Origin of the sequence: Mesorhizobium sp. M0195, assembly GCF_040322115.1 — a bacterium.
Lineage (GTDB): Bacteria > Pseudomonadota > Alphaproteobacteria > Rhizobiales > Rhizobiaceae > Mesorhizobium.
The window spans coordinates 23909-50345 of record NZ_JAMYSV010000022.1 but is presented as its reverse complement, the minus strand read 5'-3'; the positions used below and the strand labels follow the sequence as shown (position 1 = coordinate 50345).

General features: G+C 59.2%; 28 protein-coding genes. 11 read left to right on the top strand and 17 right to left on the bottom strand.

Annotated features, from left to right (window positions below):
- Positions 1-184: 184 nt before the first annotated feature.
- The 4 genes from NKJ12_RS27415 to NKJ12_RS27400 all read left to right on the top strand — a co-directional run bounded on the left by NKJ12_RS27415 (position 185) and on the right by NKJ12_RS27400 (position 2596).
- Positions 185-886, top strand: a complete 702-nt coding sequence (locus tag NKJ12_RS27415; RefSeq protein ID WP_352706347.1) for a GntR family transcriptional regulator — start codon at positions 185-187, stop codon at positions 884-886.
- Positions 887-1039: 153 nt separating this feature from the next.
- A complete protein-coding gene (locus NKJ12_RS27410) occupies positions 1040-1633 on the top strand; it encodes a DJ-1/PfpI family protein (protein WP_352706345.1) in 594 nt (197 codons plus the stop codon).
- 301 nt (positions 1634-1934) lie between these two features.
- Entirely contained in the window at positions 1935-2162 is a 228-nt protein-coding gene (locus tag NKJ12_RS27405) for a CopG family transcriptional regulator (RefSeq protein WP_352479447.1), read from the top strand.
- Positions 2159-2596 (top strand): TA system VapC family ribonuclease toxin, encoded by a 438-nt coding sequence (locus NKJ12_RS27400; RefSeq protein ID WP_352706342.1) that lies wholly within the window; start codon positions 2159-2161, stop codon positions 2594-2596. Before NKJ12_RS27405 ends, NKJ12_RS27400 begins: the two co-directional genes overlap by 4 nt.
- Positions 2597-3309: 713 nt before the next feature.
- Here NKJ12_RS27400 and NKJ12_RS27395 read toward each other — a convergent pair.
- The 4 genes from NKJ12_RS27395 to NKJ12_RS27380 form a co-directional block, all read right to left on the bottom strand.
- The gene (locus NKJ12_RS27395; RefSeq protein WP_352509059.1) at positions 3310-3765 is read right to left on the bottom strand and encodes a type II toxin-antitoxin system VapC family toxin; all 456 of its coding nucleotides are present in this window, start codon (positions 3763-3765) and stop codon (positions 3310-3312) included.
- A complete protein-coding gene (locus NKJ12_RS27390; protein WP_292653697.1) occupies positions 3746-3988 on the bottom strand; it encodes a type II toxin-antitoxin system Phd/YefM family antitoxin in 243 nt (80 codons plus the stop codon). The genes NKJ12_RS27395 and NKJ12_RS27390 overlap by 20 nt, the downstream gene beginning before the upstream one ends.
- 431 nt (positions 3989-4419) lie before the next feature.
- Entirely contained in the window at positions 4420-5547 is a 1128-nt protein-coding gene (locus NKJ12_RS27385; protein WP_352706340.1) for an NAD(P)/FAD-dependent oxidoreductase, read from the bottom strand.
- A 63-nt stretch (positions 5548-5610) separates the two neighbouring features.
- Positions 5611-6612, bottom strand: a complete 1002-nt coding sequence (locus NKJ12_RS27380) for an SIS domain-containing protein (RefSeq protein WP_352509062.1) — start codon at positions 6610-6612, stop codon at positions 5611-5613.
- Positions 6613-6712: 100 nt separating this feature from the next.
- Here NKJ12_RS27380 and NKJ12_RS27375 point away from each other — a divergent pair, with 100 nt between their 5' ends.
- From NKJ12_RS27375 to NKJ12_RS27360, 4 genes are all read left to right on the top strand, one after another.
- Positions 6713-7603: a PfkB family carbohydrate kinase gene (locus NKJ12_RS27375; protein ID WP_352509063.1), complete on the top strand. Its 891-nt coding sequence runs from the start codon at positions 6713-6715 to the stop codon at positions 7601-7603.
- A gap of 134 nt (positions 7604-7737) precedes the next feature.
- Positions 7738-8574, top strand: coding sequence for an ABC transporter substrate-binding protein (locus NKJ12_RS27370; protein ID WP_352706338.1), 837 nt, complete (start codon positions 7738-7740; stop codon positions 8572-8574).
- A gap of 76 nt (positions 8575-8650) precedes the next feature.
- Positions 8651-10180 carry an amino acid ABC transporter permease/ATP-binding protein gene (locus tag NKJ12_RS27365; protein WP_352509065.1) on the top strand — a complete coding sequence of 510 codons (1530 nt, stop codon included), beginning with the start codon at positions 8651-8653 and terminating at the stop codon, positions 10178-10180.
- Positions 10181-10269: 89 nt separating this feature from the next.
- Complete coding sequence (locus NKJ12_RS27360) at positions 10270-11400, top strand: LacI family DNA-binding transcriptional regulator (protein WP_352706336.1); 1131 nt, start codon at positions 10270-10272, stop codon at positions 11398-11400.
- Between the two features lie 1271 nt (positions 11401-12671).
- On the opposite strand, the gene NKJ12_RS27355 is transcribed toward NKJ12_RS27360, so the two are convergent.
- The 13 genes from NKJ12_RS27355 to NKJ12_RS27295 form a co-directional block, all read right to left on the bottom strand.
- Positions 12672-13064: a hypothetical protein gene (locus NKJ12_RS27355; RefSeq protein WP_352706334.1), complete on the bottom strand. Its 393-nt coding sequence runs from the start codon at positions 13062-13064 to the stop codon at positions 12672-12674.
- Between the two features lie 231 nt (positions 13065-13295).
- Complete coding sequence (locus NKJ12_RS27350) at positions 13296-13934, bottom strand: ribbon-helix-helix domain-containing protein (protein ID WP_352542689.1); 639 nt, start codon at positions 13932-13934, stop codon at positions 13296-13298.
- Positions 13931-14404, bottom strand: coding sequence for a beta-barrel domain-containing protein (locus NKJ12_RS27345; RefSeq protein ID WP_352706332.1), 474 nt, complete (start codon positions 14402-14404; stop codon positions 13931-13933). The genes NKJ12_RS27350 and NKJ12_RS27345 overlap by 4 nt, the downstream gene beginning before the upstream one ends.
- Positions 14405-14428: 24 nt before the next feature.
- Positions 14429-15022: a hypothetical protein gene (locus tag NKJ12_RS27340; RefSeq protein WP_352706330.1), complete on the bottom strand. Its 594-nt coding sequence runs from the start codon at positions 15020-15022 to the stop codon at positions 14429-14431.
- Positions 15019-15609, bottom strand: a complete 591-nt coding sequence (locus NKJ12_RS27335) for a L,D-transpeptidase (RefSeq protein ID WP_352706329.1) — start codon at positions 15607-15609, stop codon at positions 15019-15021. Before NKJ12_RS27335 ends, NKJ12_RS27340 begins: the two co-directional genes overlap by 4 nt.
- Positions 15593-16756 carry a CpaE/TadZ family protein gene (locus tag NKJ12_RS27330; RefSeq protein WP_352706326.1) on the bottom strand — a complete coding sequence of 388 codons (1164 nt, stop codon included), beginning with the start codon at positions 16754-16756 and terminating at the stop codon, positions 15593-15595. Before NKJ12_RS27330 ends, NKJ12_RS27335 begins: the two co-directional genes overlap by 17 nt.
- On the bottom strand, positions 16753-17388 hold the full coding sequence (locus NKJ12_RS27325) for a TadE/TadG family type IV pilus assembly protein (protein WP_352473002.1): 636 nt from the start codon (positions 17386-17388) through the stop codon (positions 16753-16755). Before NKJ12_RS27325 ends, NKJ12_RS27330 begins: the two co-directional genes overlap by 4 nt.
- A gap of 2 nt (positions 17389-17390) precedes the next feature.
- Positions 17391-17909, bottom strand: a complete 519-nt coding sequence (locus NKJ12_RS27320) for a TadE/TadG family type IV pilus assembly protein (RefSeq protein ID WP_352473017.1) — start codon at positions 17907-17909, stop codon at positions 17391-17393.
- A 14-nt stretch (positions 17910-17923) separates the two neighbouring features.
- Positions 17924-19408, bottom strand: coding sequence for a pilus assembly protein TadG-related protein (locus NKJ12_RS27315; protein WP_352706324.1), 1485 nt, complete (start codon positions 19406-19408; stop codon positions 17924-17926).
- 61 nt (positions 19409-19469) lie between these two features.
- A complete protein-coding gene (locus NKJ12_RS27310; protein WP_352508001.1) occupies positions 19470-19736 on the bottom strand; it encodes a hypothetical protein in 267 nt (88 codons plus the stop codon).
- A gap of 10 nt (positions 19737-19746) precedes the next feature.
- Positions 19747-21192 (bottom strand): type II and III secretion system protein family protein, encoded by a 1446-nt coding sequence (locus NKJ12_RS27305; protein ID WP_352706322.1) that lies wholly within the window; start codon positions 21190-21192, stop codon positions 19747-19749.
- A 55-nt stretch (positions 21193-21247) separates the two neighbouring features.
- Entirely contained in the window at positions 21248-22285 is a 1038-nt protein-coding gene (cpaB, locus tag NKJ12_RS27300) for a Flp pilus assembly protein CpaB (RefSeq protein WP_352706320.1), read from the bottom strand.
- Positions 22286-22368: 83 nt separating this feature from the next.
- Positions 22369-22542: a Flp family type IVb pilin gene (locus NKJ12_RS27295; protein WP_352472996.1), complete on the bottom strand. Its 174-nt coding sequence runs from the start codon at positions 22540-22542 to the stop codon at positions 22369-22371.
- A 529-nt stretch (positions 22543-23071) separates the two neighbouring features.
- On the opposite strand from NKJ12_RS27295, the gene NKJ12_RS27290 reads away from it, so the two are divergent.
- The 3 genes from NKJ12_RS27290 to NKJ12_RS27280 are packed head-to-tail and all read left to right on the top strand — an operon-like array spanning position 23072 to position 26388.
- Complete coding sequence (locus NKJ12_RS27290) at positions 23072-24454, top strand: TadA family conjugal transfer-associated ATPase (protein ID WP_352706318.1); 1383 nt, start codon at positions 23072-23074, stop codon at positions 24452-24454.
- Positions 24454-25425 (top strand): type II secretion system F family protein, encoded by a 972-nt coding sequence (locus tag NKJ12_RS27285; RefSeq protein WP_352542681.1) that lies wholly within the window; start codon positions 24454-24456, stop codon positions 25423-25425. Before NKJ12_RS27290 ends, NKJ12_RS27285 begins: the two co-directional genes overlap by 1 nt.
- A gap of 21 nt (positions 25426-25446) precedes the next feature.
- Entirely contained in the window at positions 25447-26388 is a 942-nt protein-coding gene (locus NKJ12_RS27280) for a type II secretion system F family protein (RefSeq protein WP_502899860.1), read from the top strand.
- The last annotated feature ends 49 nt before the right edge of the window (positions 26389-26437 follow it).

The window sequence follows — 26437 nt, the reverse complement described above, 5'->3', positions numbered from 1 at the left end:
TGCATCCTATGATGATGTCTGGAAAGGCTGCGGGCGCGGCACGCTGCTCCCGCAGGGCCACCGCTAGCGCCATTGTTTCGTCTCGTAACGGCAGCAAATGATATCCTCTATAAAATCGTATATGATATAGGATTGCATTGGCCGGAGCATCGTGTTAGCAACTCCATGTGTCAAGAGGCAAAACATGCAGGCCATTAACTTACTCAATGCGGACGATACGAACCTCGGCGGCGGGCGTATCCAGCGCTCCAGCAGCCTGGTTGAGGACGTCTACGAAGCGATTTTTGCGCAACTCATGTCGCTAAAGATTGCGCCGGGTTCGCGCATCACGGTCGACAGCCTGGTCAAGGAATTCAACGTCTCCCATACGCCGATCCGCGAGGCGCTCGGCCGGCTCGAGGGCGAAGGCTTGGTGCTGAAGACGCATCTGATCGGTTACCGCGCTGCGCCGCAGATCACGAAACGACGGTTCGACGAACTCTACGAGCTTCGCCTGCTGCTAGAGCCTCATGGTGCAGCCAAGGCAGCGGTGCTCATGGATGAGGTAAAGCTCGCACAACTTCAGAAATCGGCCGGCGTCATGGCGCGCCATGAGGGCAAGGACGAGCGCCTGCGGTATTCCAACTTCGCCCGCCAGGATGCCATTTTCCATGACAAGGTCATGGAATTCGCCAACAACGAACTGGTGCGCGAGACACTGGCTCACCAGCATACCCACTTCCACATATTTCGCCTAATGTTCCATTCGCGCGTCACCGAGGAGGCGCTTGACGAGCATGAAGCCATTCTGGCCGCTTTCGCTACGGCCGATCCTGCCGCTGCCGAGCAGGCGATGCGTCGCCATATCGAGCATTCCCGCGACCGTTTGTTGTTGGCGTTCGACTGAGATTGCCCCGATGTCCCCGTACCCGCCATCGACGATCATCACGCAGGCCAGTGTCAACGAAGACTACTTCCCCGATTCAGCCTTCTAGAAACTCAAACCTACGGGGCGAGTACAGGTCTCGGCCGGCCCCGTTGTCACAGGAAAGGAAGTACCATGCCAGGCAAAAAGATCCTGATGCTGACCGGTGAATTCACCGAGGAATACGAAATCTTCGTCTACCAGCAGGCTATGGAAGCGGTGGGCCACACTGTTCACGTCGTGTGCCCAGACAAAAGCGCCGGAGACCTGATCAAAACGTCGCTGCACGATTTCGAGGGCGATCAGACCTACACCGAAAAGCTCGGCCACTCTGCGCTGATCAACAAGACCTTCTCCGACGCCGAGAAGCAGCTGGAGCAATACCACGCTGTTTACTGCGCTGGCGGTCGTGGGCCCGAATACATCCGCACGGACAAGCGCGTGCAGGCGATGGTGCGTCACTTCCACGAAAGCAAGAAGCCGATTTTCACGATCTGCCACGGCGTGCAGATCCTGATCGCGGTAGATGGCGTCGTGCGTGGCAAGAAGGTCGGTGCACTGGCGGCATGCGAGCCGGAGGTGACGCTTGCGGGCGGAACCTATATCGACCTGTCTCCAACGGAGGCATATGTGGATGGGACGATGGTTTCGGCAAAAGGTTGGACGGCGCTTGCTGCGTTCATCCGCGAATGCCTGAAGGTGCTGGGAACCGAAATCCGCCACGCGTAGACCTTTGCTCCGACGCATCTCAAAGGGGGTGCGCCGGTCCTTGCTGCAGCGTCCGTAGCTTCTGCCGATAGTCTCCCGAGCTGATAAGCTTCCGGAAGGCACGTCCCTTAGGTAGCGCGGCCATAACGGTCCTTTCGGCCCTGCGCAACTTTGTCGGGAGTCAAAGTATGAGGGAATCCGGACAACTCATCTGCTTACGACGCTACGAAGTCGCACCGCTGTCGGAAGTCGCACAGCTTGAGTATCCGACGTCGCTATTCTATATGATGCGTGATGTTTGATGCGCACCAAGGAGGGCGATATGAGAACCACACTTGCGATCGATGACGATGTCCTGGTCGCGGCCAAGGCCATCGCCCAGCAGCAGGATCGCAGCCTCGGCGAGGTCATCACCGATCTCGCACGGCGCTCGCTGCGCCGGCCTCAAGCCGGCGGCGAGCGTAACGGGATTCCTCTTCTGTCGCCTCGGCCGGACGCACCTCCTGTCACGCTTGAGACGGTCAACGCCTTGCGAGACGAACTGCCTTGACGTTCCTGCTCGACGTCAATGTGCTGGTCGCGCTGATCGATCCTGGCCACGTCGCCCATGACGACGCGCATGGCTGGTTCGAAGTGACCGGTAACGCCGCATGGGCTACGTGTCCCATCACCGAAAACGGCGTCCTGCGCATCGTCGGCAACCAAAGATATCCCAATTGTCCCGGCTCGCCCGCCGTCGTTGCGCAAATCGTTAGCAAGTTGCGGACTCTGCACGGGCACAGCTTCTGGCCCGACGATGTGAGCCTGGTTGGCTCTGGCAACATAGATGCAGCGAAAATCCTGACCTCGGCACAGGTCACCGACACCTATCTTCTCGCGCTCGCCAAGGCGCGTGGCGGCCAGCTTGCAAGCTTTGACCGCAAGCTGTCGGCGGCGGCCGTGAAGGGCGGGAAGTCTGCACTCCACCTGATTCCCACAAGGTAGACCACCGGGGTCTTTGTGTCTGTTCCCGCAGTTGAGATAGGCGTAGCCGCGCAGCACCATCAGGCTGTTGCGCTCAGGCGCAAACGCGCGACCGTTGCTCGAAGGCCCGATTGTCTCGATATGCCGCCTCTCATCGAAAGCGGTTGTTCTTGGGCTCCAGAAAGCCCGGCTCGGATTCTACACCGCGGCCACGATCCAAGGTCGCCTCAGCGTCGTTGGCCGGCTCGCGCTTCTTTCTGTTCCGGCCGCTTTTCCGGCGCCGGCCGTTTCGATGCTGCGCTCGCCGACAGTTGGATACGTGTGGATCGTCCCGACGCGGCTTGTGTCTGCCACGCGACTGCTTTGTCGCCGATGGTCCAATGGGTCGGCTTTACCACGCCGGCCTCGTCGAAGTGATGAGGCGGCATGCCAGCAGCATCTGGCCCCCCCAGCATTGCAGCCACCCTTGGCCCGCATATCGGCGCGTTATCGAACTGCCAAGGTCGCTTGTGCCCGTTTCTTTCCGCAAATAGGATTTTAACCGGTTTTCCGGGCCGACCGGCGGTCAAGCGCCTCTGGGCACAAAATGCCTTCCTAGCCAGATGGGGCAGGTTCCCAGGGCGCGGGCGTCGTCGGTCAAAGTTCGGCCAGAAACTTGCGGCGATCCAAGGGCAGCACGGAAACGAGAGACTTTGGCACGTCGAACAACATTGGCAGGTGGTCGAGCGAAGAGGTCAGTTGCCATTCGCGAGCGGCCCCAGAATTCGGACTCCCTGGCCGCGCGCGGCAAATGCGAGCTTACGATCGAGGGTGGCCAGGGGCAACTCGGTTTCGATTGCCAGCGCAAGATAGGCGGCGTCATAGACGCTGAGCCCGTGCGAAGCCGCTAGGCTCAGCACCGCACCGTCCGACCCGCCGCCCGCGTCCTCTAGCGGCAATCGGCGCAGCCGTGCCATGGTGGTGGCAGCTTCGCCCGCCGCGATGCGGCCACACCGCTCGGCAATCAGTACGACGTTCCGCGCCTCGTGCCAGAACAGAGAAGGGACAGGCGCCCTTGTTCCCGGCAATCGTCGCATCAGGGCGGCCGCCGCCTCGCTGTCTTCATCAGGAAGAATCCAGGCAGCCGCCATGGAAAGGTCGACAACGAAAGGCATCACACGATGATCGCCATCAAGCGCGGCGCCCTTCATCGCGCCAGGCCCGAATTTCGTCCTGCGTCACGGGCTTGGCGCGGGCCCGGGCAGCGCTGATCTCTTCGATCACGGCTTCGACATCGTTGCGCCGTTGAATCCGCGACAGTTTAGCGATGGGATCGTTGCCGCGCGAAATAATCACCTCCTCGCCTGCTTCGACTCTTGAAAGCAGTTCCGAGAGATGCGTCTTGGCCTCGCCAACTTTCACCGTGATGGGCATTTTCTGTCCTTGTACACGTCGGGGCCCCTCGCGGCGAGCCGTGTTCATTGCCGTTGAGCTGAGTGTGGATTGCCCGACAATCGCTGTACACAACAATAGGCGCAATGCTGACGCTTGGTCAATGCTTGGTCAAGTCACTAGGCCTGGACATTGCCGACCCCTCGCAGACCGCAAGGCGGGCCGTCTCTCAACAAGGTGAAGTTGTTCGTTCTGGTGGAACGGGGCTTCTGATCGTGCGCGGTTATCTGGTTTTCGAAGATGCGGAGGCTTGCAACTTGTCGCGGTCAGCGCACTCCAATGGATCGCGAGTGGCCATCTGACCATAAGACGACGACCTGATCACGCGATCCTGTCACCCCTCTCTCGGTAAGGGCAAGATTCCCCAGGCCCGCGGCCCATCTGGACGGGTTCGGCCTTGCCCAATTGCCCTTTCAGTTGAAACGATTAGGGCGGAACGTTGCAAGCATGGGATGCGGATTGCCTGAGGCGATTTCTTTGGCAAGCAATTCGCCGACGATCAATCCAAGCGTGGCGCCGCTGTGGCTAAAGGCGACGTGAAGCCCGGCAACGGTCTCGACGGAGCCAAGCACTGGCTCGCCATCGCCGGGGATCGGCTTCGGGCCAACTGCATAGGTAGCGAGTTGGAGCCGCGGATTGCCCTCGAGCACCGCACTAGCCTCCTCGAGCAGTCCTTTGACGGTCTTGTCGTGCACGGTGTAGGTTCCGTCGGAGTTGACCATGACTTCTTCCTCCGACCACGCCGAATCCAAAACAAGTGCGCCATCCGGCGTCGGGCGCACCGCCACGCGGGGCGTATTCAGCACGGCACGGAGCTCGGTCTTGATCGGCTTGGTTTTCAAGAGAAGTGAAATCGGGGTGGCGTCGGGGACATGAACTCCGACCGTCGCGAGCATGGCGGGCGTCGCTGGCCCAACGGCAAGGACCACCGCATCCGCCTTTAACGGCATACCGTCGGCAGTGACGACGCCACGCGCGCGACCATCTGTGGCATCTATCCGCACGCGTCCAGCGTTCTGCACGAGTTTGCCGCCGCGGGAGCGGAACTCATTGAGCAGCAGATCGATCAGGCAGGGCAGGTCAACCCATCCTTCGCCAGGATTGAAGATGGCACCCTGCGGGGTGATGGCGCTGGCGTTGACGCCGGGCGCCACTGCGCCGACTTCGGCAGGGCCGAGCGGAAGCGCGTCATACCCGATATCCTGCTCCAGCTGGCAGATGGACGCGATCTGGTTCGCCTCGTCATCCGCATCCCAGGTGAGGCCGCCGTCAAAGCGAAGCCAGGCCGCCGTTTCCGGCCTTGTGGCGGCCAGGGTCCGATAACGGTCGATGCCTGCAAGCCTCAGGCGGTGGTAGGCAGTGTCCGCACGTCGTGCTGAGTTCAGCCAGGAAAGTGAACGGCTGGATGCGCCATTGGCGGGCGCGCCGTCGTTGACAATGGTTACATCAACGCCAAGACGAGCGAGGTGCAACGCGGAAGAGATGCCGAAGATGCCCGCGCCGATAACAACGACATGGCGCGGCTTTGGGAATGCAGTCATAGAGAAATCCTTCTTCGCAGAAGACGGGCTGGAGTTGTTAGATCGCTGCAGAGCGCGGCGGAACTAGTAGTCCGTTAGCTTCTTCATGTAGCGCCGGCCCTCGAGCATCGGCCGGCCGCGCAGACCGGCCAGCTCGTAGGCAAAACGCCACAGAGTGTCGAAGAAGACCAAGGGCACGAGATAGGGTTTGATGCGATTGGACATACCGCTGAGGTCGAGTTCCGCTCCATCGAGCACCAGGGTGTTTTCCCGGCTGCCGTACTTGACAAGGAAGTCGCGGGCGCGTTCCGTGAGGCGCCTCGTTTCGTCCAAGCCCAACATCACGACGAAGCCGGCATCCTTGTCCACCACCTCAAAGGGGCCATGGAAAAACTCGTTGGCGTGTATGGCCTGCGAGTCGTACCATTGCATCTCCATCAACACGCAGATGGCGTAGGAATAGGCCGCGCCATAGCTGGCACCGCTGGCAAGTGTGTAGATCCCCTTGCGCGGCGCGAAACGGGGTGCAAAGGCCCGAAACCGGTCGGCATAGATCCGGTGCGCACGTTCGATGGCCGGCTGAAGATGGCTCAGGCTCATCAGCAGGTCGGCGGTTAGCTTGGCATCCTCCCGAGCATCGATCAGGCCAGCGAGCAACATATAGAGCACGCCGTAATTGCTGTAGGCCGCATCGATTGCTTTGCCCGTCGTGTAGGATGCCTGGTAGGCTACCGGGTGGTCGACCGCCCGCGCGAGGGGCGATGTTTGGTCGAGCGTCATACCGATTGTCGTTGCGCCTCGGTGTTTTGCGTGATTGGCCGCCCGCACGGTCTCCGTGGTGGTTCCTGTCTGCGAGCAAAGGACAACGAGCGTGTCAGGTCCCAACCGTCGCGGATCTCGGCAGACGAACTCATCCGCGTTGTAGATGTCGCAGGCGAATGTGCCGCTGTGACGGTCGACGAAGTATTTGCCTGCCATCATGATCGAGAGCGAGCCGCCGCACGCCACGAGGAATAGGTGCGAAAATCGCTTGCCCGTCGTAGCGGTCAGGGCGCGTTCCACGTCGGCGGGCAGGGCGGAAATCATGAGCTTCCTCGTCTCGTTGACAAGCTTGGCCGGGGGCACAATTGACAGATAGTGGTGATTGTGCGAACGTTCTCATATCCTTTAAACTGAAAGTCATGCAATGGTCAAGATTGCCGCGATGGGTGATAACGTGGTCGATTGTTATCTTGCTCGCGGCGAGATGTTCCCCGGAGGAAACTGCCTCAATGTCTCGGTCTATGTGAGCCGCTTCGGCGGGCAGTCGGCCTATGTTGGAGCGATCGGCAAAGACCGGGCCGGGGACCTGATCTGCGCTGCACTGGCGTCGGAACGCGTGGACGTCACCCGATTGCGTCGCCTCGAAGGGTCGACTGCCTACTGCCTCATAGGTCACCGAAACGCTGATCGGATTTTCCTGGACTTCGACCTCGGCGTCTCGATGTTCACGCCAACGCAAGAAGATCTGGATTTTCTCTCGGGCTTTCAGGCCGTCCACATCGGCCAATCCAGCGGGTTAGACCCGTGGGTTGCCGCGGTATCGAGCAAATCCCTGTTATCTTACGATTTTTCTACACGGCGGGAGCCGGGACACCGGCGCGAGATTGGGCGCTATTGCTATCTGGCCTCCGTCTCGGGCGACGGTCTCAACGACGATAAATTGGCTGCAATCGTATCCGAACTGCTTGCATGTGGTTCAAAATGGGTTCTGGTGACTCGAGGTCGAGCTGGCGCGGTGCTTCACAGCGACACCGTCTCCTACAGCACCCCGGCGCGGCTGGTCGAACCCGTCGACACCCTGGGCGCGGGCGACACCTTCATCGCCAGAACGCTATTCGGCCTGCTTAAGGAAGAGGCGCCTCAAGACATTCTCGGCCATGCCGCGGAGGCGGCGGCCGCTACCTGCCAGTACTACGGGGCGATCGGCCACGCGACAGCAATCGAGTTAGGAAAGATGACGCCGGAGATCCTTCGCGGAGCTAGGCACGCTCAAGACTGGAAACCGTCTAGCAGCGAAATTCTCCGAAGCAATTGACGCGAGAAATGGACAATGCTAGTGAAAATGATAACGTTCTCACCTATCTGACCAAAACGCCACCTAAGAGCGTTTAAATGAGACGTCGAGTGGGATCGCAGGGCCGAGTTCGGCCAATCGTAAGAGGAGAAGACATGCACACGAATTTGAGCAGGCGCCAACTGGTGAAATCCGGTCTGGCGCTGACGATCGCGCTGTTGACAGGACTTGGCACGTTGGCCTCGTCAACGCAGGCAAACGCGGCCGACAACCCCTACAACCTCATCGACCCGACGGTGATCAGCGTCGGAACCATGGGCGATGCGAAACCCTATGTCTTCACCGACGCCAACGGTAACTTCACTGGCTTCGACGCCGAACTGTTCCGTGATGTGGCGCGCCGGCTCGGGTTCAAGGAGGAACAGGTCGTTTTCACCGGCCAGGAATTCTCGGCGCTGCTGCCGTCGGTGGCCAACGGCCGCTTCGACGTCGCTGTCGCGGCCATCGGCACGACCGCGGAGCGCAAGAAGACCGTGGATTTTGGCGACGGCTATCTCGCCGGCTACCTGTCGATCATTTCGGCGGATCCGGCACTGACGAGCAATGAGAGCACCGCCGGAAAGCGCATCGGCGTGATCCAGGGAACGCTGCAGGAAATCTATGCCGAGAAGAATCTGAAGGGCGACATTGTCAAATTCCCCGACAACAACACTGCGGTGGCGGCGCTGAATAACGGGACGATCGATGGCCATTTCACTGATTATGAGTCGGCCAAGCAGTATGTGGAGCGCTATGAGAACCTGAAGATAACAATGAACGTGCCGTCCTTCGATGCGCCGGCCGGGTTCGTGGTCAAGAAAGGCAACGATGCCTTCCGCGAGGCGCTGAATAAGGCGCTGCGCGAGGCCATGGACGATGGCACCTGGAAACGGCTGCATGAGAAGTGGTTCCCGGGCACTCCGATGCCCGATCAATATCTGCCCAAGAAGTAAATTCGCGCGTATTCATTTTCGTTTCCGGCCGGGCCCGTGAGCAACGGTGCCCGGCCGAGTTATAGATGGACTTGATATGAGCTGGTTCGATACCTTCGCCCGCAGCTTCCTTGATTTCCAGGCGATGGCAGAAGTTCTGCCAAACATGGTGATGGTCGGCCTCAAGAACACTTTGATCCTGGCCCTTGCCTCGACGTTTTTCGGGACGCTGATCGGTATCGTCCTCGCTGTCATGGGGATTTCCGAAAACCGGCCGCTGAAACTCCTTGCCCGAGTCTACACCGATATCTTCCGCGGGCTTCCCGCCATTGTCACGATCCTGATTATTGGCCAAGGCTTCGCGCGGTTGGGCCGAGATCTGTTCGGTCCATCGCCTTATCCGCTGGGCATTCTGGCACTCAGCCTGATTGCCGGCGCCTACATCGGAGAGATTTTTCGCGCCGGTATTCAGAGCGTCGAGCGTGGTCAGATCGACGCAACGCGCACTCTCGGTATGACGTACGGCCAAGGCATGCGCCTGGTGGTGATCCCGCAAGGCATCCGCCGCGTCCTGCCTGCACTGGTCAACCAGTTCATCGGTAACGTCAAGGACTCCAGCCTGGTCTATTTCCTTGGCCTGCTCGCCTCCGAACGCGAACTGTTTCGCGTCGGCCAGGACCAGGCCGTGCTGACCGGCAATCTGTCACCACTGTTGCTGGCCGGCGTGTTCTATCTCGTGATCACGGTGCCGCTAACCCACCTCGTCAATTACATCGACGCTCGCATGCGCGTCGGCAAACGTATCACCGCTGTGCAGAGCGGCCTCAAGGAAGTCGCCGAGCTTGCCGAAGCGATCGTGCCGGGCGCAGCGACGTTGCCTGCAGCGGCGCCCACACGCTTCAAGGGCGGCGGCATCGAGGTCAAGAATATCGACATGGCCTACGGCGTCGTCCAGGTGCTCCATGACGTCAGTCTGAAAGTGCAGCCCGGGACCGTCACCTGCCTCATCGGGCCGTCCGGCTCGGGCAAGTCGACCTTGCTGCGTTGCCTCAACCGCCTCGTAGAGTGTCGAGCCGGTGACATTCTGCTCGATGGCGAAAGCATCTACAAACAGACCCCTGACCAACTCCGGCGGCGCGTCGGCATGGTTTTCCAGCAGTTCAATCTGTTTCCCGACCGCAGCGCCCTCGCCAACATCACCCTGGCGCTGCGCAAAGTTAAACGCATGTCGCGCGAGGAGGCTGAGGGGGCGGCCTTAGCGAGGCTGAATGAAGTCGGACTGCTGGAGCGCAAAGATCATCGGCCGGCTAATCTCTCGGGTGGGCAACAGCAGCGGGTGGCCATCGCGCGCGCCTTGGCCCTCGAACCTGAGGTTATGCTGTTCGACGAAGTCACCAGTGCCCTCGATCCGGAATTGGTCAAAGGTGTCCTGAATTTGATGGCCGACCTCGGGCGGGGCGGGATGACGATGGTGGTCGTTACACACGAGATGAACTTCGCTCGCAAAGTCGCGAACCAGGTCGTATTCATGGACGAGGGGCGGATAGTCGAGGCAGGACGACCAGAGGACCTTTTCGACAATCCGCAGAGTCCACGTCTTCGGCGCTTTCTGTCAGAGGTGCTGTGATTGCAATGGTGTGCGCAACGGCGGGTGCTTCGGTGTTCGGCCTTGCGGCGCGGGCTTAACTGCCGCTAGGTCCCCGTCACAACGCGCGCATGGGCGGCGGGGTTTGCCGAGTGACTCAAAGATCGTCGAAAAACGCAACTATCATAGAGGTCGCTCGCCGGGCCGGGGTGAGTTCCGCCACGGCCGGGCGTGTCCTTGGTGGGTACGGCTACAGCAGCCCCGAGGTTCAGGAGAAGGTGCGCGCCGCGGCAGCTGCGCTGGGCTATCGGCCCAATCGCCTGGCCAAAGGCCTGATCACCGGTAAGACGCAGACTATCGGAGTTGTCGTCGGCGACATCGAAAGCCCCTTCTATGCCAGCGTCCTGCGCGGAATAGGGGATGTCGCGCGCTGTGGCGGCTTCGGGGTTATCGTCACGAATAGTGACGAAAATGCCGAACTCGAGCGAGAGGCGGTGCAGCTCCTGCTGGAAAAGCAGGTCGACGGTTTAGTTGTCTCGTCGACTTTCGTGGACGAACCGGATCATCTTCGTGAGGCAGTCGCAGCCCGCTGTCCCGTCGTGCAGTTTGACCGCATGGTCGCGGGCCTGGAAACCGATACAGTGGTGGTCGACAATGTTTCCATAACGCGTAGCAGCATCGCGGCGATGATCGGCGCCGGACACAGCCGCATCGGAATTCTGGCGGAGCTCGGACCGGGCCAACGCGATGATGTTGGCTCGTTTGTGGCAAACGCCGATCTCTCCAGCGCTGATATTCGCTATCATCATCCAAGCTGGCAAAGGCTATTGGGTTACCTCGAAGCCCATCGCGCTGCGGGCATTACACCGGATCCGCAGTTGATCCGCCGCGTGGCGATCTATTCTAGCGAGGCGGCCCGCAAGGAGGCACTCGACCTGCTGACAATGCGCAATGCGCCGTCCGCCCTGTTTACCGCCGATGGCGTGATGTCGACAGGCGTTCTGGAGGCGACATCGGCACTGAAGCTTGCGATCCCGGGAAACCTTTCGCTGCTTTGCTTCGACGATCTCGACTGGATGCAATTCGTGGCCCACGGCATCACAGCCATCGCGCAGCCAGCACAATTGATCGGAGCGGCGGCGGCGGAGCTTCTCTTGAGGAGGTTAGGGGAGGCCAGTTTGCCTTTCGAGCACCGTGTGCTGGCGGCCCGCTTGGTGGAGCGTAATTCAATTGCGGTTCACCGCAACCGCGAGGCCGTCTGATCTCCGGCCGCGACGGTCTGGCTGGAGCTGAATTGCAGCGCGTCTATGCCGAGGTTGAGGCCATGCACGGATATTGACGTGTCGTATGTCTCTTCGCTTGCCTACAACAACATCGGCCATCGGGATCGGCTCGGCTGAATGACAGCCCAGGCGGACTGCTGGGCACGACTACTACTGCTTGCGATGCCTCGGCGTAAGCTGCGCAAGAAAACGGGTGAGAACATCCGGGTTCCGATTGCGGATCTCGATGTCGCTCTTGCGCCGGATTGCGCCGCGTACAAGTCTGGCGCCGAGATAGCGGAACGGCTCTGGAGGCAATGCCAGCCGCCGGTCGATGCCGACAAGACCGCTGGCGCTCCGCCGGTTCTTGCGCTGAGCACCAGACTGGCGAGCACGCGGCCGCCGATGGGCGTCTGTGCAATGCCGGTTCCGTTGAAGCCCATGCCATAGAAGATGCGGGATGACCGCGCAGATGATCGAAGACGGGAACATGCTCGGGCGCGAGCTAAAGCGATCTTAGCTATGCCTCAGAGTCCTGTCGGATCCGCCAACAATTCGCAAAGTGTTCGGGGTTCCAGTCGGGAGACCGCCAGCGGCTAATCACCCAATCGAGGGATATAGCTGCGGTGCCTACAGCACGAGCTCCTTTTTCAAATGCACCAGTTCATTTTTTTGCAAAATTCGCGTGAAACAGCCGCTGTCGCCAGACAGAACAGCCCAAGCGAGCCGGCCCCAAGCCGCGCGGGAGCGTTCAAGCCGTTTCCTGTAACGGAGCATCGCGCGCAAAGCTTCGCCGCAGCCAATCGAGAACAGCATAGAGACCGAACTTGTATGCGTGCGAACCCAAGGTGCGGCGAACATCAAAGCTGCGGCATCTTGATGGAAATGGGACCCAATGGTCCGTCTGCAGGGTAGCCAATAACTTGCCAAGGCTGCGCTGTTGACGGGCTCAGGTCTCGTATCGAAAGAGCCACCTGGATTTACGCCGATTTTCTTCGGCGACGGTATGGTGATCAGGTGATCAGGTGATCAGCCCATTTGCGCGAGCGGAAATCCAGGAGCGCTTCGGCTATTCCAACACGGCAAGCGTTGACAGCAGAGAGAGTGAGTTTGAAGACGCAGACTTCTCGTCGCAATGTCGTCTGGGTTCAACGCTCAATCGACCACGCTCAGCAGTGAAATTGCGGCAAGTGGTCTCAAGACAGTTCCACTGTCAGTGGCAGGCCGGGTGTCAAGATCGCCTTCTGAGTCATCGGACGAGGCAACACTCGCTAATTCGAATTGGCGGGCGCGGAGGAATACTGGTTTTTGCCTGTTGCCCTTGCTCGGCCCCGCCAATGCGATCCGTCAGGAAGTTTAGCCGATAATTCGCCTTGAGTCAGTGCGGCAACAACTAGAGAGCAATCGAGTTCCTCAAGGAACGGAGCCTTCAGGTCACTCTGAGCTGCCATCCGAAGCGATCTCAATCTTGCTGTCTTTTCGCTACGTTCGGCATGCTCAGCCTCGGCAATGATTTTCGCGGAGCGGATAAGCTTTCTATTTTCCAGCCAACACATGTGTTCGATCCTGCGAAATTTCTTCTTGGAGCTTGCCGCAGCTTTTCCGCGCGGATTTGCGCGACGATCAGCCCAGTTCGGATCCAATCCCGTTTTTCTGCTCGCCAAGCCTTCTCTGGCGCCAATACGTCGTCTTGCCCTCTCTCTTCGAGGTTGTCGCCCTTCATTGTAATGAATCCGGTTGATTGGTGATGGTGCCGCTCCCGCCAAACGGCGCGGGCCGTCGGCTGGCAATAGCGGTCGGGCCTAATCGAAGTCTCGCAGACAGTTCCTATTCGCGCTAAATGACACGAAGGATCTTCAGCCCGGATTGAGCCTCGCTCACTGGAGGCCGCAGTTCTAGCTGTTGACGAACGCCATCAGCAATTCCGGTTCGGGTACGGGCGCCCGTACTACATTCAATTGACCTCGGTACCGGCGTTCGCCGGCCCCGATTACAAAGCCGCTGGCGATCGGTACTTCGCCGTTGGCGTCGAGTTGGGCAAAAATGTCGGCGACAGGGAGATCCAGCGCCAGCTTGAGATCTAGTCGTGCATCATTGTTTGGTCCGATCGGCAACTGACGCTTGACGAATTGCTGGAACGAAGCATTGAAAGTCAGGATCTTCTTCGATGACGCCAAGGCAAAAGCGGGCGAGGGGCAGGCAAGCAATATGGCATTGATCGTCCTGATCGATGCAAGCTTCCGCAGGGCCATGTTTTCATCCGCCAGCCCGTGTATGCAAGCCACCCGAATCGCCGATGTCAGGTTACCAGTCTTGGTCGGGCTGTCGGCGATCTCCTCGATCAGCATGCCGATTGTGCATTTCCTACTTTCAGCCATCTGCTTCAGAGATATCCAGAAAGCCTTTTCCAGACGAATGCCGCGGCGTATGCCGCCACGCGCGACGACCCGGAATTCCAGCCCGAAATCCTCTTTTGTGATCGTTAGAAGCAGCCGATCACGATTGATGGGAGGAGAGGTGGCGCTAGCGCTCACTCATGGTCTCCTGACTCGCCTTGTTGATCGGCTTTAAAAGGTAACTCAGAATCGCCTTGCGTCTTGATGTCTACTGAGCACATTATGCCCGGGATGGTTGAATAAGTCTCGTCATTCCTCGCGAGCGTCGATTTGTCCGCCGCGACACGAACTTGGTAAAAGGCTCCCCCGTTTTTCTGATCGACCAAACTGTCGGCGATCATGCTAGAGACCTTGCCTTCGATGCCGCCGAAGATCGAGAAGTCGTAAGCGGTGACCTTTATCAGCGCCTCGCGGGACGAATAGACGACATCGCGTAGCGAGACCCACACTTCGATCAGCAAGGTTTCGTGGGTTGGCACGATGTCAGCCACGAGCACCAGGCTGGACGAAGGCACCGACGTCCACCCGACAAAAACGACGAAAAGCGCTCCCAGAACGAATATGGACGCCGACGCGCAAAGCGGCGGACGATCTTCTCTGGCAAGCATTCTCCACGCCCCCTTACCCCGCTTCTAATCGATCTTGCGGTAATAGACCTTGCCGTCAGGCTGCTCTATGCGCCGGTAGGAGGAGCTTGGGGCAGGGGGCACCGCTGCTGCGATCCTCCTTTTGGGCGGGCGTGGTGCTTCGACGATACTGCGTTCGGTCGCTTCTTCACTATCGAGATCGCTGACCGGCTCCGCCGTGGCGCTGGTCGTCTCAACAAAAGGCTCCGCCACGGTAGAAACGTCGTCGTTGACCAGCGGCAAGTTCTGTTCTATCCGAGCAATGCTGCCGTTGATCTGGCTGAAGCTACCCTGCAGTTGATTGTCCAGTTTTTCGAACCGGCTTTGAAAGCCGTTATTGACCATGTCGAGCCGGGCCGCAATCCGTTGCTCGAACGATCCGAGCTGTTCCAGCCTCCCTTCGACAGAGCGCAGATCGTTGATGCCGCGGAAGAGATAGACCGCGGCTATTAAATTTGCGGCTGTGATCAGCAAGGTGCCTGCAGCAACAACCCCGATCATCCTGGCATTGCTCGGTTTCCCAGCGACAACTTGCTCTATAGCTTGGGTCGCCGGCCCAATGTCGATCGCCGGCATGTCCGGGTCGCTAATCATCGTCATTGGACCACCACCTTTGCACCGACCGAGACGCGCCTGAAAAGATCGATCACATCGGTGTTGGTAAGACGAAAGCATCCCGATGTGCCGTCGAAGCCAACGCCTGAAGGGTCGTTGGTGCCGTGTATGCGATAAAGCGTGTCGTGCCCGTCTCGGGATAAGTAGAGAGCCCGTGCGCCGAGCGGATTGTAGGGACCGGCCGGCACCATCTTCGGCAGCTCCGGCTGGCGCGCGCGCATTTCTCTCGGTGGTCGCCATTCCGGCCATTCGGTTTTCGCCCCCACTTCCACGGTGCCGGTCCAGCCAAATCCGTCACGCCCGACGCTGATTTGATAGCGCAGCGCCTCACCCTCTCGGGTCACAAGATAGAGCGCCTTCTCCTGCTTGCGGATAATGATCGTGCCCGGCTGTTCCGCGGTTTGGAAAAAAACAAACTTGCGCAGGCTGGGGCCCATGGCTGGCAGCGGCGGCTGGTCCGATAGCCCGGATCGGGCATGGGCGCAGTCCCAGGACGATGCCGCCAATGCCAGGCCTATGATGCAGGCGCCCGCAAGCGTTGGAACGAAGCGATATCTACCGGACAGTGTCATCGAGCCGCTCTTTGAACATCCGCTTCAGATCCTTGTTGAAGCGTGCCCGCCCGTCCACTTCGGAAGGCATGATGGCTCGGTTCAGCGCATCGGTCAGCAGCGTATTGTCCAAGGCAACCGATTTGATGTGCGGTGCCTTGAATATCTTTTCGAGTTCGCCGCGCGAAAAGTGATTGCCGAACCATTTGCTCTTGTGCTTGTTGGCGACCAGCGTGATGTTCACCGAATTGCCGCGCAAATCGCGGATCTTCTTGTAGAGCCGCTTGCCCTGCCGCAGCGAGGCGACGTTGAGCTCGAACACGATGAAGATCGCGTCGCTCGTGGAAAGCACAGGATTCTGCCAGGGAGTTTCGATGTTGGGCAGGTCGATGACGATGTCATCGAAGCGATAGGCGACGAGGTCCAGCAGCCGGAACACGAAATCTGCGCCCTGCGGCTCGAATGGCAGTTGCGGCCTTTCGAAGGCGTACAGCGTCAGGCCGGACGGGCGCGAGAGCTTGATGACATCCATCAGTTCGACATCGAGCCGTTCCGGCTGGCCGATGATGCCGGCAAGGTCGAACTGGTTGAAGAGGTTGAGATAGGCGCCACAATTGGCGCTTTGGAAATCGAGGTCGACGAGGCAGGTCGAAGCTGCACGTTCGGTGGATTTCGAGGCCAGGAACTCCGCCGCTGACAAAGCGAGCGTCGTGGCGCCGGCGCCGCCGCTAGCGCCGATAAAGGTGATGATGCGGCTCTTGGTGCCCTGGTTGCCGGTGTCGTGGAAGGTGACCGCGTTCAGAAGCTCCTTGGCATCAAGTGGTTTGTGCAGCCAGTCCGAGGCGTTCATTCGCACCAGGATGCGCGTCTGTTCAGAGGTCAGATCGTCGGAAACCGCAATCAGCGGCACGGCCGCCCACAGGGCGCGCCCTTCGACAATGCCAGGCTTGCCAAGCAGCTCGCCATTGGCAAGGTCGAGGATTACGATGCCCGGCCGCGTGTCGGGGGTCGGGCCTTTGAGAAAATCATCCGTTTCGGAAATCCGGACGTCATAAATCGCCAGCGCATCGAGCCGCGTCGCCACGTCTTGCTTGAACTGCGAATCAGACGAGAACAGGGCGACCTGCTTTCGTTTGGTTGGGAGAACCTTCGTGTTGATGGCGTTCATGGTGATGTGCTCTTCAGGTCTTCGCCCGTAACCGTGCTTAGCATGGAGGGCATGGTGAGGTTCGCGAAGCCCATCAGCCCTTGCAGAAAGAAGAACTGAAAGGTCACGTTTTGAAGACTTACGGTGATTGTTGGCACCGGTCCGCCCAGCCGGGTCTGATAGCTCAAGCCAGTGGCGCTGTAGGTGACCACCACGTTATCGCGGCGCAAGCGCGGAAAGAAATGGCACATCCCGGGCCGTTGATTTGCTGCGAGTGGGGGACAGGCATCATCGTTGGTGTTTGCCGTGTCCCCGCGGAAGATACGGCTGAAGTTGGCGGCATTGAATGTGCCGCCGTTGGTGCAAGCTCCTGTGCCAGCAGTATATCTGCAGACGAAGGGGCCATATGCCGCGGCAACGACTGGCGCACCCGGTGTCGTTGTCGGCGCCGCAGTTGCAAGGGCCGTCGCAATTGGGTCTGAAATCGAGGCCAGCCGGGCGCCGAGTTGGACCGCCTTGGTAGCAGCGTTCCATTGGTAGAAGGCGTGACCGAAATCGATGAAACCGAGGACAAGGGCAAACAGCAGCGTCGAAACGATGGTCATTTCGACCATCGCCGCGCCGTCGTCCGAATCCGCAAAACGTTTGAACATGGTCAGAACCGGATCAGCCGCTCCTCGTGAGAGCCGTTCAACGTAATCGGGCCGATGCCGATTATCGATAGCATGCCGACCCCGCCGTACGCCAAGGTACCCGCAGCCCTGACGATACAGACCTGCGCGGTGGTTGATCGATATTGCGCGACGCCGGCAACCACAGCGTCATGGCAGGAACCGGAGGCGGCGATTGTCACCGTCACATTCGATTTCTGCCAGCCGCTGACGCGTGCACTGCCTGTTCCCGCGGCATTGCCGAACACAGCGATGTTTGCAGCGATGTCGGCGCAGTTGATCGCCGCAAGCCCGGCTTGTGTATACAATTGGCTGTTGCAGCGCGCGGCGAAGCGGCTTGCATCTGAAAGTCCGGCCTCCATCAAGAGTTTTTCGTGAATCAGATTGCCGAACTCGAACACGCCACCCGCCAAAATCAGCATCAGCGGCGTGATCAACGTCATTTCGATGAGCACTGCACCGCGTTGATCGCATCGAAATCTATCGAGATGACGCAATAGCATTCCAATCATCGCCATCACCGGTAAAGCTGAGCTTCGTCGCGGAGGAAATTGTCTAGCGTGCCCTGGCCGCCACCCCCAGTAACGTCTACCAATTCAACCATCACGGATGCGTCTTCCGATGGCGACGCAACCGGTTCAGTCAGTAAAAAGCTTCCAAAAGCTTCCACCGGCAGATCCGTGCTGTGGCCGGACAGATCGCTGCCGGCAGCGTGGAGTGCATTGCAGTTCAGGATCGCACCGTAAATCAACCGACGGTCAACCGTCGTGACAGGGGGTTGGCAAGTTGCCGACGGGGTTCCGATCTCGCCACCAGTCGACGCCATGCCTACCAACCCGGCTGATATCTCGTAACGGTAGACCTGATAGCGCGTCGGCTTGGTCGTATTCCATGAAGATGGGTAGCCAGCGGAACCAAAGTTGGTGCTCCAGTAACCAGAGAAATTCCAATTTCCATCGCCCATTCGGCCGCCGAGGTATGGAGTGGTCGCGTCGCGTGGAAGGCCCATTGTTCCAGCTTGGGTGAATGAAAGTTGGTTCATGGAAGGACATTGGTTTGCGCTTCCTCGGGTCTTGATTGCCCCTTTGCGGACGTTCGCGGCTGGACCGTATTCAGCACTATTGAAATGGTTGCCGCTGGCTGCAATGCCGAAACGAACATTGAAGGCGTCTTGCACTGGGCCGGCGTTCTGGCCAGTTTTCGTGCTAACGTTGGCGGAACTGTAGCAACCAATCGGCCTTGATGTTGCAATCGTCTGAGCGAGGGCTTGAGCACCGTTCCCCACACCGGCCGGAGGTTCGAGGAAGCCGAAGTTACCAGGGCCAGCGGCAGCCCCATTTCCGACCTTCCTCAGTTCGATCAGTCGACGATGTACAGCCGGGTTGGAGACGGCCTGCTCAAGTGTGAATCCGCCCGCTGCATTCGTCCCGTCCACCGTCTCGTAAGGGTTGCACATAAAGACCGGCGTGAAATCGCACACGCCGGAAGTGAAGCCCGCCACAGCGACTGCGCCGACATTGAAATTGTTGCTGGCGCTGGATGACAAGAAGGAAGCCGGGAAGATTGCAGCAAACCCGACCGGGGTTACAGTGACTTCAACAAAACGGGCAAGTTTGGCGTCATTCAGCTCGTCGGTGATCACATTGGCCGGCACAATCGGGAGATTGTCGGTGGCCGGCAATGAGCGAAGATATCGGCGTGTTACTCCGGCGGAAGCGAGCGTTTGAGGAGGGCCGGCGGTCGAGAAGGTGTATCGATTGCGTACCAGCGTAGCGATCGCCCTATCAGCACGGCTGATAGAGCCCGACGTCCCGTCCAGCTCAGCCGCGCCTGCCAGGGCAAACGCATCAGCACCCTTCTGCAGATCGTTATGCAGATTGTTGAGCCGGCTCATGTCGATCACCAGCAGAGAAAATCCGATGATCGCCGGCAGCATGACGCTGACCAGTATCAGCGCTATTCCCCTCTGATCGTGCCAGAACGCGCGAATAATACGCAGCATGGCCTTGCTCTTTTGCTCGACGCCAGGATTCCTTGTTTACCTGACGCGCTGATCCTTCTGTTCAATCCGCCGTGTCTTTCGGCGTCCCGACATTGACCGTGATGGCCGGCGGCGGCGGTGGTGGCGGTGGAAACTTGTAACTCTGGGCAAGAGCAGCAGCGCGCGCGCCATCCCCTTCAATGGCGGTCTTTTTTGACGCCGGATTGAGCGGATCGACCGTCTGCAGAAGCGAATTGTATTTCTGGGTGTCGCCTGCGGCCAGTGTCACCGTGTCGTAGCGGTTTAGATAGTCGGCGCAGCCCGCCAGCCCGCTGGCACACAAAAGCATGATCAACACCCTATTTCTTGACATAGATCATCTTGTCCTTGGATTTCAGGTCCAGCATGTGGCCATAGGGGCCGACGACGCCTTCGCCCAGTTCATATTTGCGCACCATGTCCTTGGTTACTTCCAGTTGGCCGAGCACGAAAAACTCCGGGTCGTTGGCCGGCCGTGTCTTGTCGAATGGGGTCGCCAGTTGCTCGCCGGGTTTCGCCGGGCGCACGATATGCGGGGTGACGATGACAACCAGTTCGGTCTCTTCCTTCTGATTGCTTGAATTGTGGAACAGCGCGCCGACGATCGGCACTTGGCCCAGCCATGGCACCTGCCTCTGGATTTTGGTATTCTTGCTGGACAAGAGCCCGCCGACGGCGAAACTCTGGCCGTCGCGCAACTCGACGACGGTCGCCAGCTTGCGGGTGGTGAAGATCGGGTCGCCAGCCGGCGTGAAGCCGTTCAGGTCGCTTACCTCCGGCGCTAGCTTGATATGGATCTTGTCGTCGTTGAGCACGATCGGCGTGAACTGCAGATTCACGCCGAACTGCTTGTACACAATGTTGATCTGCCCGTCGCTGTCGAGGCTGCGGATGGGTACTTCACCGCCGGCGTTGAAGCTGGCCGGCTCGCCGGAAAGCGTGGTGAGATTGGGCTCGGCCAACATGCGCACGACACCCTTTGCCTCAAGCGCCTCGATGATCAGATCGACCTTGATGTTGCTGTCGATGACGCGAGTGATCAGCGCCGCGAACGGATTGGTGTTCGAGAGCAGGCCAGTGAGCAGACCGCCCGGTCCGAGCACAACGTTATCTTCATCGACGGCGGCAATGCCCGTTCCAGTTCGGGTCGTTCCGCTGTTGTTCGTGCTCCTGATCGACACACCAAGGTCGCGACCGGCATTGCGCTTGGCCTCGAGCACGCGCACTTCCAGATTCACTTGCTGGCTGTCATCAACGGTAACGGCATTGATAATCGCGTCGGGACCGTATTGCTGGGCCACTTCCAGGATCGACGCCAGCGTCGCGCCGTCTTTCACATGCCCGCCGAGCCGGACCTTGCCATTGACCGAGCCGATATCGATCCGCGATCTGGGCGCTACCTGCCGAATTGCCTGCGCCATATCGTTGACGTCGACGCCGACCTCGATCTGGATTACGCCAAGCGAGCGCTTGTCCTCGGAAAAGAGATTGACGGTTGTGGTACCGGCGCCCTTGGCAATGACGTAGAGCGTCTTGTCCGTCATCGGCTGGGCATCTGCGATCTTCTCGTCGGCGACGACGATATCGCCAAGAGTGGCATTCACCTCAATCGTCAGCGATTGCGACATGGGCAGGAAGACACGATGGACCTTGGGGTTCGACACGTCGATACGGCGATCGGCTGCCGTAGCCTCAAGGCCGATCGGCAGTAATATCACCGAACAGGCCAGCGCGGCGGCTGCCAGTGTTTCCCGGACCGTTCGCATCTACATTCCCCCCTTTGGCGGCTCTTCGGACGCTCTTTATCTCAACATACCAGAGTTATCTTTGTCGCGGTACGTCATATTTTTCGAGCTTCACGCCCCGAAAAACGCCGACGGTCGCACGGGCTGACGGCTCCGGCTGCACATATTTGATCACTTCCTTAACGACCTCTTGCGCTTCGGGTGCCGAGGTCACGGCCGGAGCAGGCTTTGCTTTGCTCAAGTCGTCGAGCCGGTTTCCGACCTGTTCGACGGCCCGAGTCAGGCCATTGATCTTGTCGTCCGCGCGCTTGCGCTCGGCTGCCGCAGCAGCATCGGCCGTCGCCTGCCTGGCGAGTTCGGCCTGCCTGGCTGCGACATCGGCCGGCGTTTCGCCGGTCAGGTCGGAAAGCGTGATGCGTTGGGTGATCTCGTCCTTGCCGGCGGCTGCCTGGCGAAGCGCGAGCGACAACTGGCCGGCGCCGGCGGCCAGCGTCAGCTTCTGGGCGTCCTTGGTGCTAGCCTCGACAGTCACCGATTTCACCACCGTCGGGCTGTCGGTGCTTTCATCGGCGACCTGGTCGACGGCGAGCACCTTCATGCTCTGCAACAGCACGTCGACGAAACTCTGGTCTGCATCTCCAGGGTTGCGCACGGTGCGCGTCAGGAGCACATCGACCCGATCACCTGGGAAAACGAATCCTGCGACGCCGAGCACATCGTTGACTCTGATGGAAACAGCTTTCATGCCTTCGCCGAGCACCGCCGAAAGCGTGGCGCGCTGGCCGGGGCCGGTAATCTTGGTGGCAAGAACGGGTTCATTGGCGCCGATCGCCTGCAGCGCCTGCTTTGTGCCTTCGCCAGCGAGTAGATCTTTTGTCGTCTTGAAAGCCCCGGCCGGAACCGCGCCCGCCGGCCATGTGATTTCACGCAGCTTGTCGGCCGACAGCGTGTCGCCGAATTTCAAAGATACGGCCGCCACCACGACGGTATCGCGCGGTACGTCCGTCTTCGCCATAGCGCTGCGTTGGCTGGTCAGCCAGATATTGGCGAGAACCACTGCGAGCACGCCGAATACGCCGGCGAGAACGATCATGATGCCAGTGTTTGCACGCACTTTCTTTTCCCGCCAGACTCCGTTCACCCACCACCTGGATCGCCGCCGGGGACCTCCCCGGCGTCGATGATAGGACTAAGCTATCACGGCAATAACGCGTAAAGCCCCGTCCATTGGGTGCTGACCCAGCCACCGACAAGAATGATCGTGGCGATCACCGCCACGGTGATGATGCCGAGCAGGATGGTATATTCGACCATGGCAGCGCCGTGTTCGTCGTCGCGGAACTGCCGGGTCATCGTCATGAGCTTTTTCATGCCAATTTCTCCCTTTGGAGGTTCAAACCCTGACGAGACGAGCCAAGGATGAAATCGCATACCTGAGCATCCTCCGTCGACCTAATCCTAGGGGCCGATAAAAAGCAGAGTCAAATATGTTAATGGTTCTTTAACTTATTTATACCTGTGCTATGCCTGAAATGGTAATATCGTTTCGAGGTCTCTCTGCAGCAAGACGTTGATTCTGCCTGCTTTTCGCCAGTCTTTAACCATCCGTTAACAATTTCGCCGCGTCTGTGGCAGAAGCGAGGCGATATTAGCAGATAGGCATATGCCATTATATCCAAGGGCTTGCCAGAGCCCGTAAGGGCCATCGTGGCCAAAAAGAGGCAGGGCGATGTTTTGGCAGGCCCTTGTATATTTACGGCCGGACGCCTCGTTCGAATAGATGAGATGTTTTTTCGACCTGGATGTTAAATATGCAGAAGTATTGAGTTCGAGAACGTGCTCGGTGCCTGCCGTCTTGCGGGGTATTCCCCCCAAGGCGTGTCCAAAGGGGTAGCGCAAAATGCTGGGCCGATTCACGAAAGGGCCAAGCGAGCCGCGGGTCGAGCCGAAGCTTGATCCGATCGTGCCGGCAGTCCCCGTACTGTCCCGTTCTGCGGAATTCGAATCGCCGGGGGATGATTTCCTTACGCTCAAGGTCGAGCTCCACCGCCACTTGATTGATCGCTTCAACCTGACGGCCCTTGAAAGTGCGTCCAAGGAGGAAATCCTGAACGAGATCCGCCCCATAGTGCGGGAATTCGTTCGTGCTCGCAACGTGCCGCTTAACGCCCGCGAACTTGACCAATTGACCAGCGACACCGCTGACGAGATGCTCGGGCTGGGTCCGATCGAGCCTTTGCTCAAGGATGATTCGATTTCCGATATTCTGATCAACACCCACAAGCGAGTCTTCATCGAGCGGCGGGGAGTCATAGAGGAGACGGCGATCCGCTTTCGCGATGAAGCCCATCTGCTACGTGTCATCAACAAGATCGTCTCGGCTATCGGCCGGCGCGTCGATGAATCGGCGCCAATGGTCGATGCGCGGCTGGAAGATGGGTCGCGAGTCAATATAGCTGTGCGGCCGATCTCGGTGGATGGCCCGCTGGTCTCGATTCGCAAGTTCTCCAAGAACCCCTATTCGCTCGAACGTCTGATGGCGTTTAATTCGATCCGGCAACCGATGGTCGACCTGTTGCGCATTGCCGTGCAGGCCCGCAAGTCGATCCTGGTTTCGGGCGGCACAGGCAGCGGCAAGACGACCCTGCTCAATGCCCTGTCGAGCTACATCCCAGCCAGGGAGCGCCTGATCACCATCGAGGACGCAGCGGAACTGCAACTGCAGCAGCCGCATGTGGGCCGTCTCGAGACGCGTCCGCCCAATGTTGAGGGAAAGGGCGAAGTTCGCCAGCGCGAATTGCTAAAAAATGCGCTTCGCATGCGGCCGGACCGCATCATCGTCGGTGAGGTGCGAGGCGAGGAAGCCTTCGACATGCTGCAGGCTATGAACACCGGCCATGAAGGTTCAATGACCACCATTCATGCCAACACGCCCCGAGATGCGATATCGCGATTGGAACAGATGGTCGGTATGGCCGGCATGCCGATGAGCCACGATTCAATACGGGCTCAGATTGCCTCGGCCATCGACATCATTGTGCAGACGCAACGGCTTTCCGATGGTGGAAGGCGGGTTGTTTCCATATCAGAACTCACCGGTATGGAAGGCAATGTCGTACAGGTTCAGGAACTTTACCATTTCGTCCGCCGCGATGTGACTGCCGAGGGCCAGATCGTTGGTGAATTTCGGGCGACCGGCATTCGTCCGCGCTTTGCCCAGGAAGCGGCGACCCTTGGCCATCAGTTCGCCAGGGACGCGTTCAACCCACAGGTCCCGCTCTAATGTTGACCGGCCAGACATTGCTCTACTTCATCTATGTACTGGCGGCTGCCTCGCTCATCCTCGCGGCCGAGGCTCTGTATGTGACTTACTCCAAGCGGCGCTCAACGGTCAGCACGATCAACCGTCGACTGAAGCGGCTCGCCGACGACGCTCCGGCCGAACAGACCTTGCAGCGATTGCTGCAAGAACGTGGGCTTACCAGCTCGGGCGACTTTCTTTTCAATGCGGTCGGCCTGAACAGGCTGTACACGCAATCCGGCGTTACCGGAAATCCGCTGTCGTTCGTCGCGACATTTGCTCTCGGTGGACTGGCCCTGGCACTGGTATTTGCGTTCCTGCTGCACTTCTCCGCCGTGTTTTCGTTTATCATCTTTCTGCTCATCGTATTCCTCCTGCCGTTTCTGGTTCTCCGCCGCGCGCGCGCCAGGCGAATCCAGAAATTCGCGAAGCAATTGCCGGATGCCCTTGAGATGATCGTGCGTTCGCTGCGTGCCGGTCATCCGACTTCCGTGGCTATAAGCCTTGTCGCACGAGAAATGCCTGATCCGCTGGGCACCGAATTCGGCATTGTTTCCGACGAGATCACCTTTGGCCTCAGCCTTGAAAACGCGGTGCGAAAACTCTCGCAGCGCGTCGGTTTCGAAGGTCTGCATTTGCTGTCGGTGTCGCTGTCGATTCAGGCCAAGACCGGCGGCAACCTTACCGAAATTCTGTCGAATCTCTCAGTGGTGCTGCGCGAAAGGCAGAAACTCAGGTTGAAGATTAGGGCGCTCTCTGCCGAGGGGCGAATGTCCGCGTGGATCATTTCCCTGTTTCCTCTTTTGATGCTCGCCATCCTCACGGGCCTAGCCCCCAGCTACTACGGTGATGTATGGGGCAGCCCCTTGATCATGCCTGTATTCTTGGTTTTCGGGTTCTGGGCGCTGCTCGGCGACTTCATCATGTACCGTATGGTCAATTTCGATTTTTGAGCGATCGGAGCTATAGAAGTTGTGACCCAGGATCTGAGCCTTCTGGTGTCCATCGCCGTCTTCCTGGCGGCCGTAGCGCTGTTTCTGGTGGGCGCGCTCGTCGTCTTGCCGGCGCTGCAGACGAGGAAACTGGTTGCGCAAAGCCTGCTGGCAGAGGGCATTCCCAACCGCCGCTCGCTTTTGGGCCAGGAAGAACTGGCCAAGATTTCAGCACAGCGGCCGGTCGACGCCTATTTCAGATCGATCGAAAAAGAACGCGACCAGCCCAGCGCGCTGGACGCAAAGCTCTTTCGCGCCGGCTTCTATCAGTCAAGCGCGCCAATGATCTATACTCTGTCGCGTCTTGGTGCGGTCTGTCTTGGCTTTTCCGTGACGTTTGCGCTCCTGTCGCGGATATTGCCACCCGGACTTCCCGGTCTTGTCACCTTTGCAGGCTCTGCCCTGCTTGGGCTGGGATGCATCGTCATTCCGAGCATTGCTCTCGATCGATTCGAAAAGGGACAAAAGCAGATTTATCGTCGCGGCTTTCCGGATTTCATGGACATGATGATCACCTGCGCCGATGCCGGCATGAGCCTCGAGGCGGCTGTCGAGCGTGTCGGCAGCGAACTGGCTGGCACCCACAGATGGCTCGGTATCCAACTCGCGATCATGAATCTTCAGTTGCGCGCGGGCAAGCCGTTGCGCGAGGCCCTGCGCGAACTATCCGACCGCGTTGGACTGGAGGAGGCGCGCGCGCTGGCTGTGCTGTTCCGTCAATCCGAAGAGCTCGGCACCAGTTTGACGGACGCCTTGCGCGTCTACAGCGACGAAATGCGGGGACAAAGAATTCTCTTCGCCGAGGAACGCGCCAACGCTTTGCCTGTCAAGATGATGATACCACTGGGGCTATGCATCTTTCCTGTTGTGATGATGGTTGTGATGCTTCCAGTGATCATTCGAATGAAGGGCATTTTCTTCTAGACCGGGATGTGCTTTGGTCAGGGGACGGGATCGGAAAGATCCCTGGGGG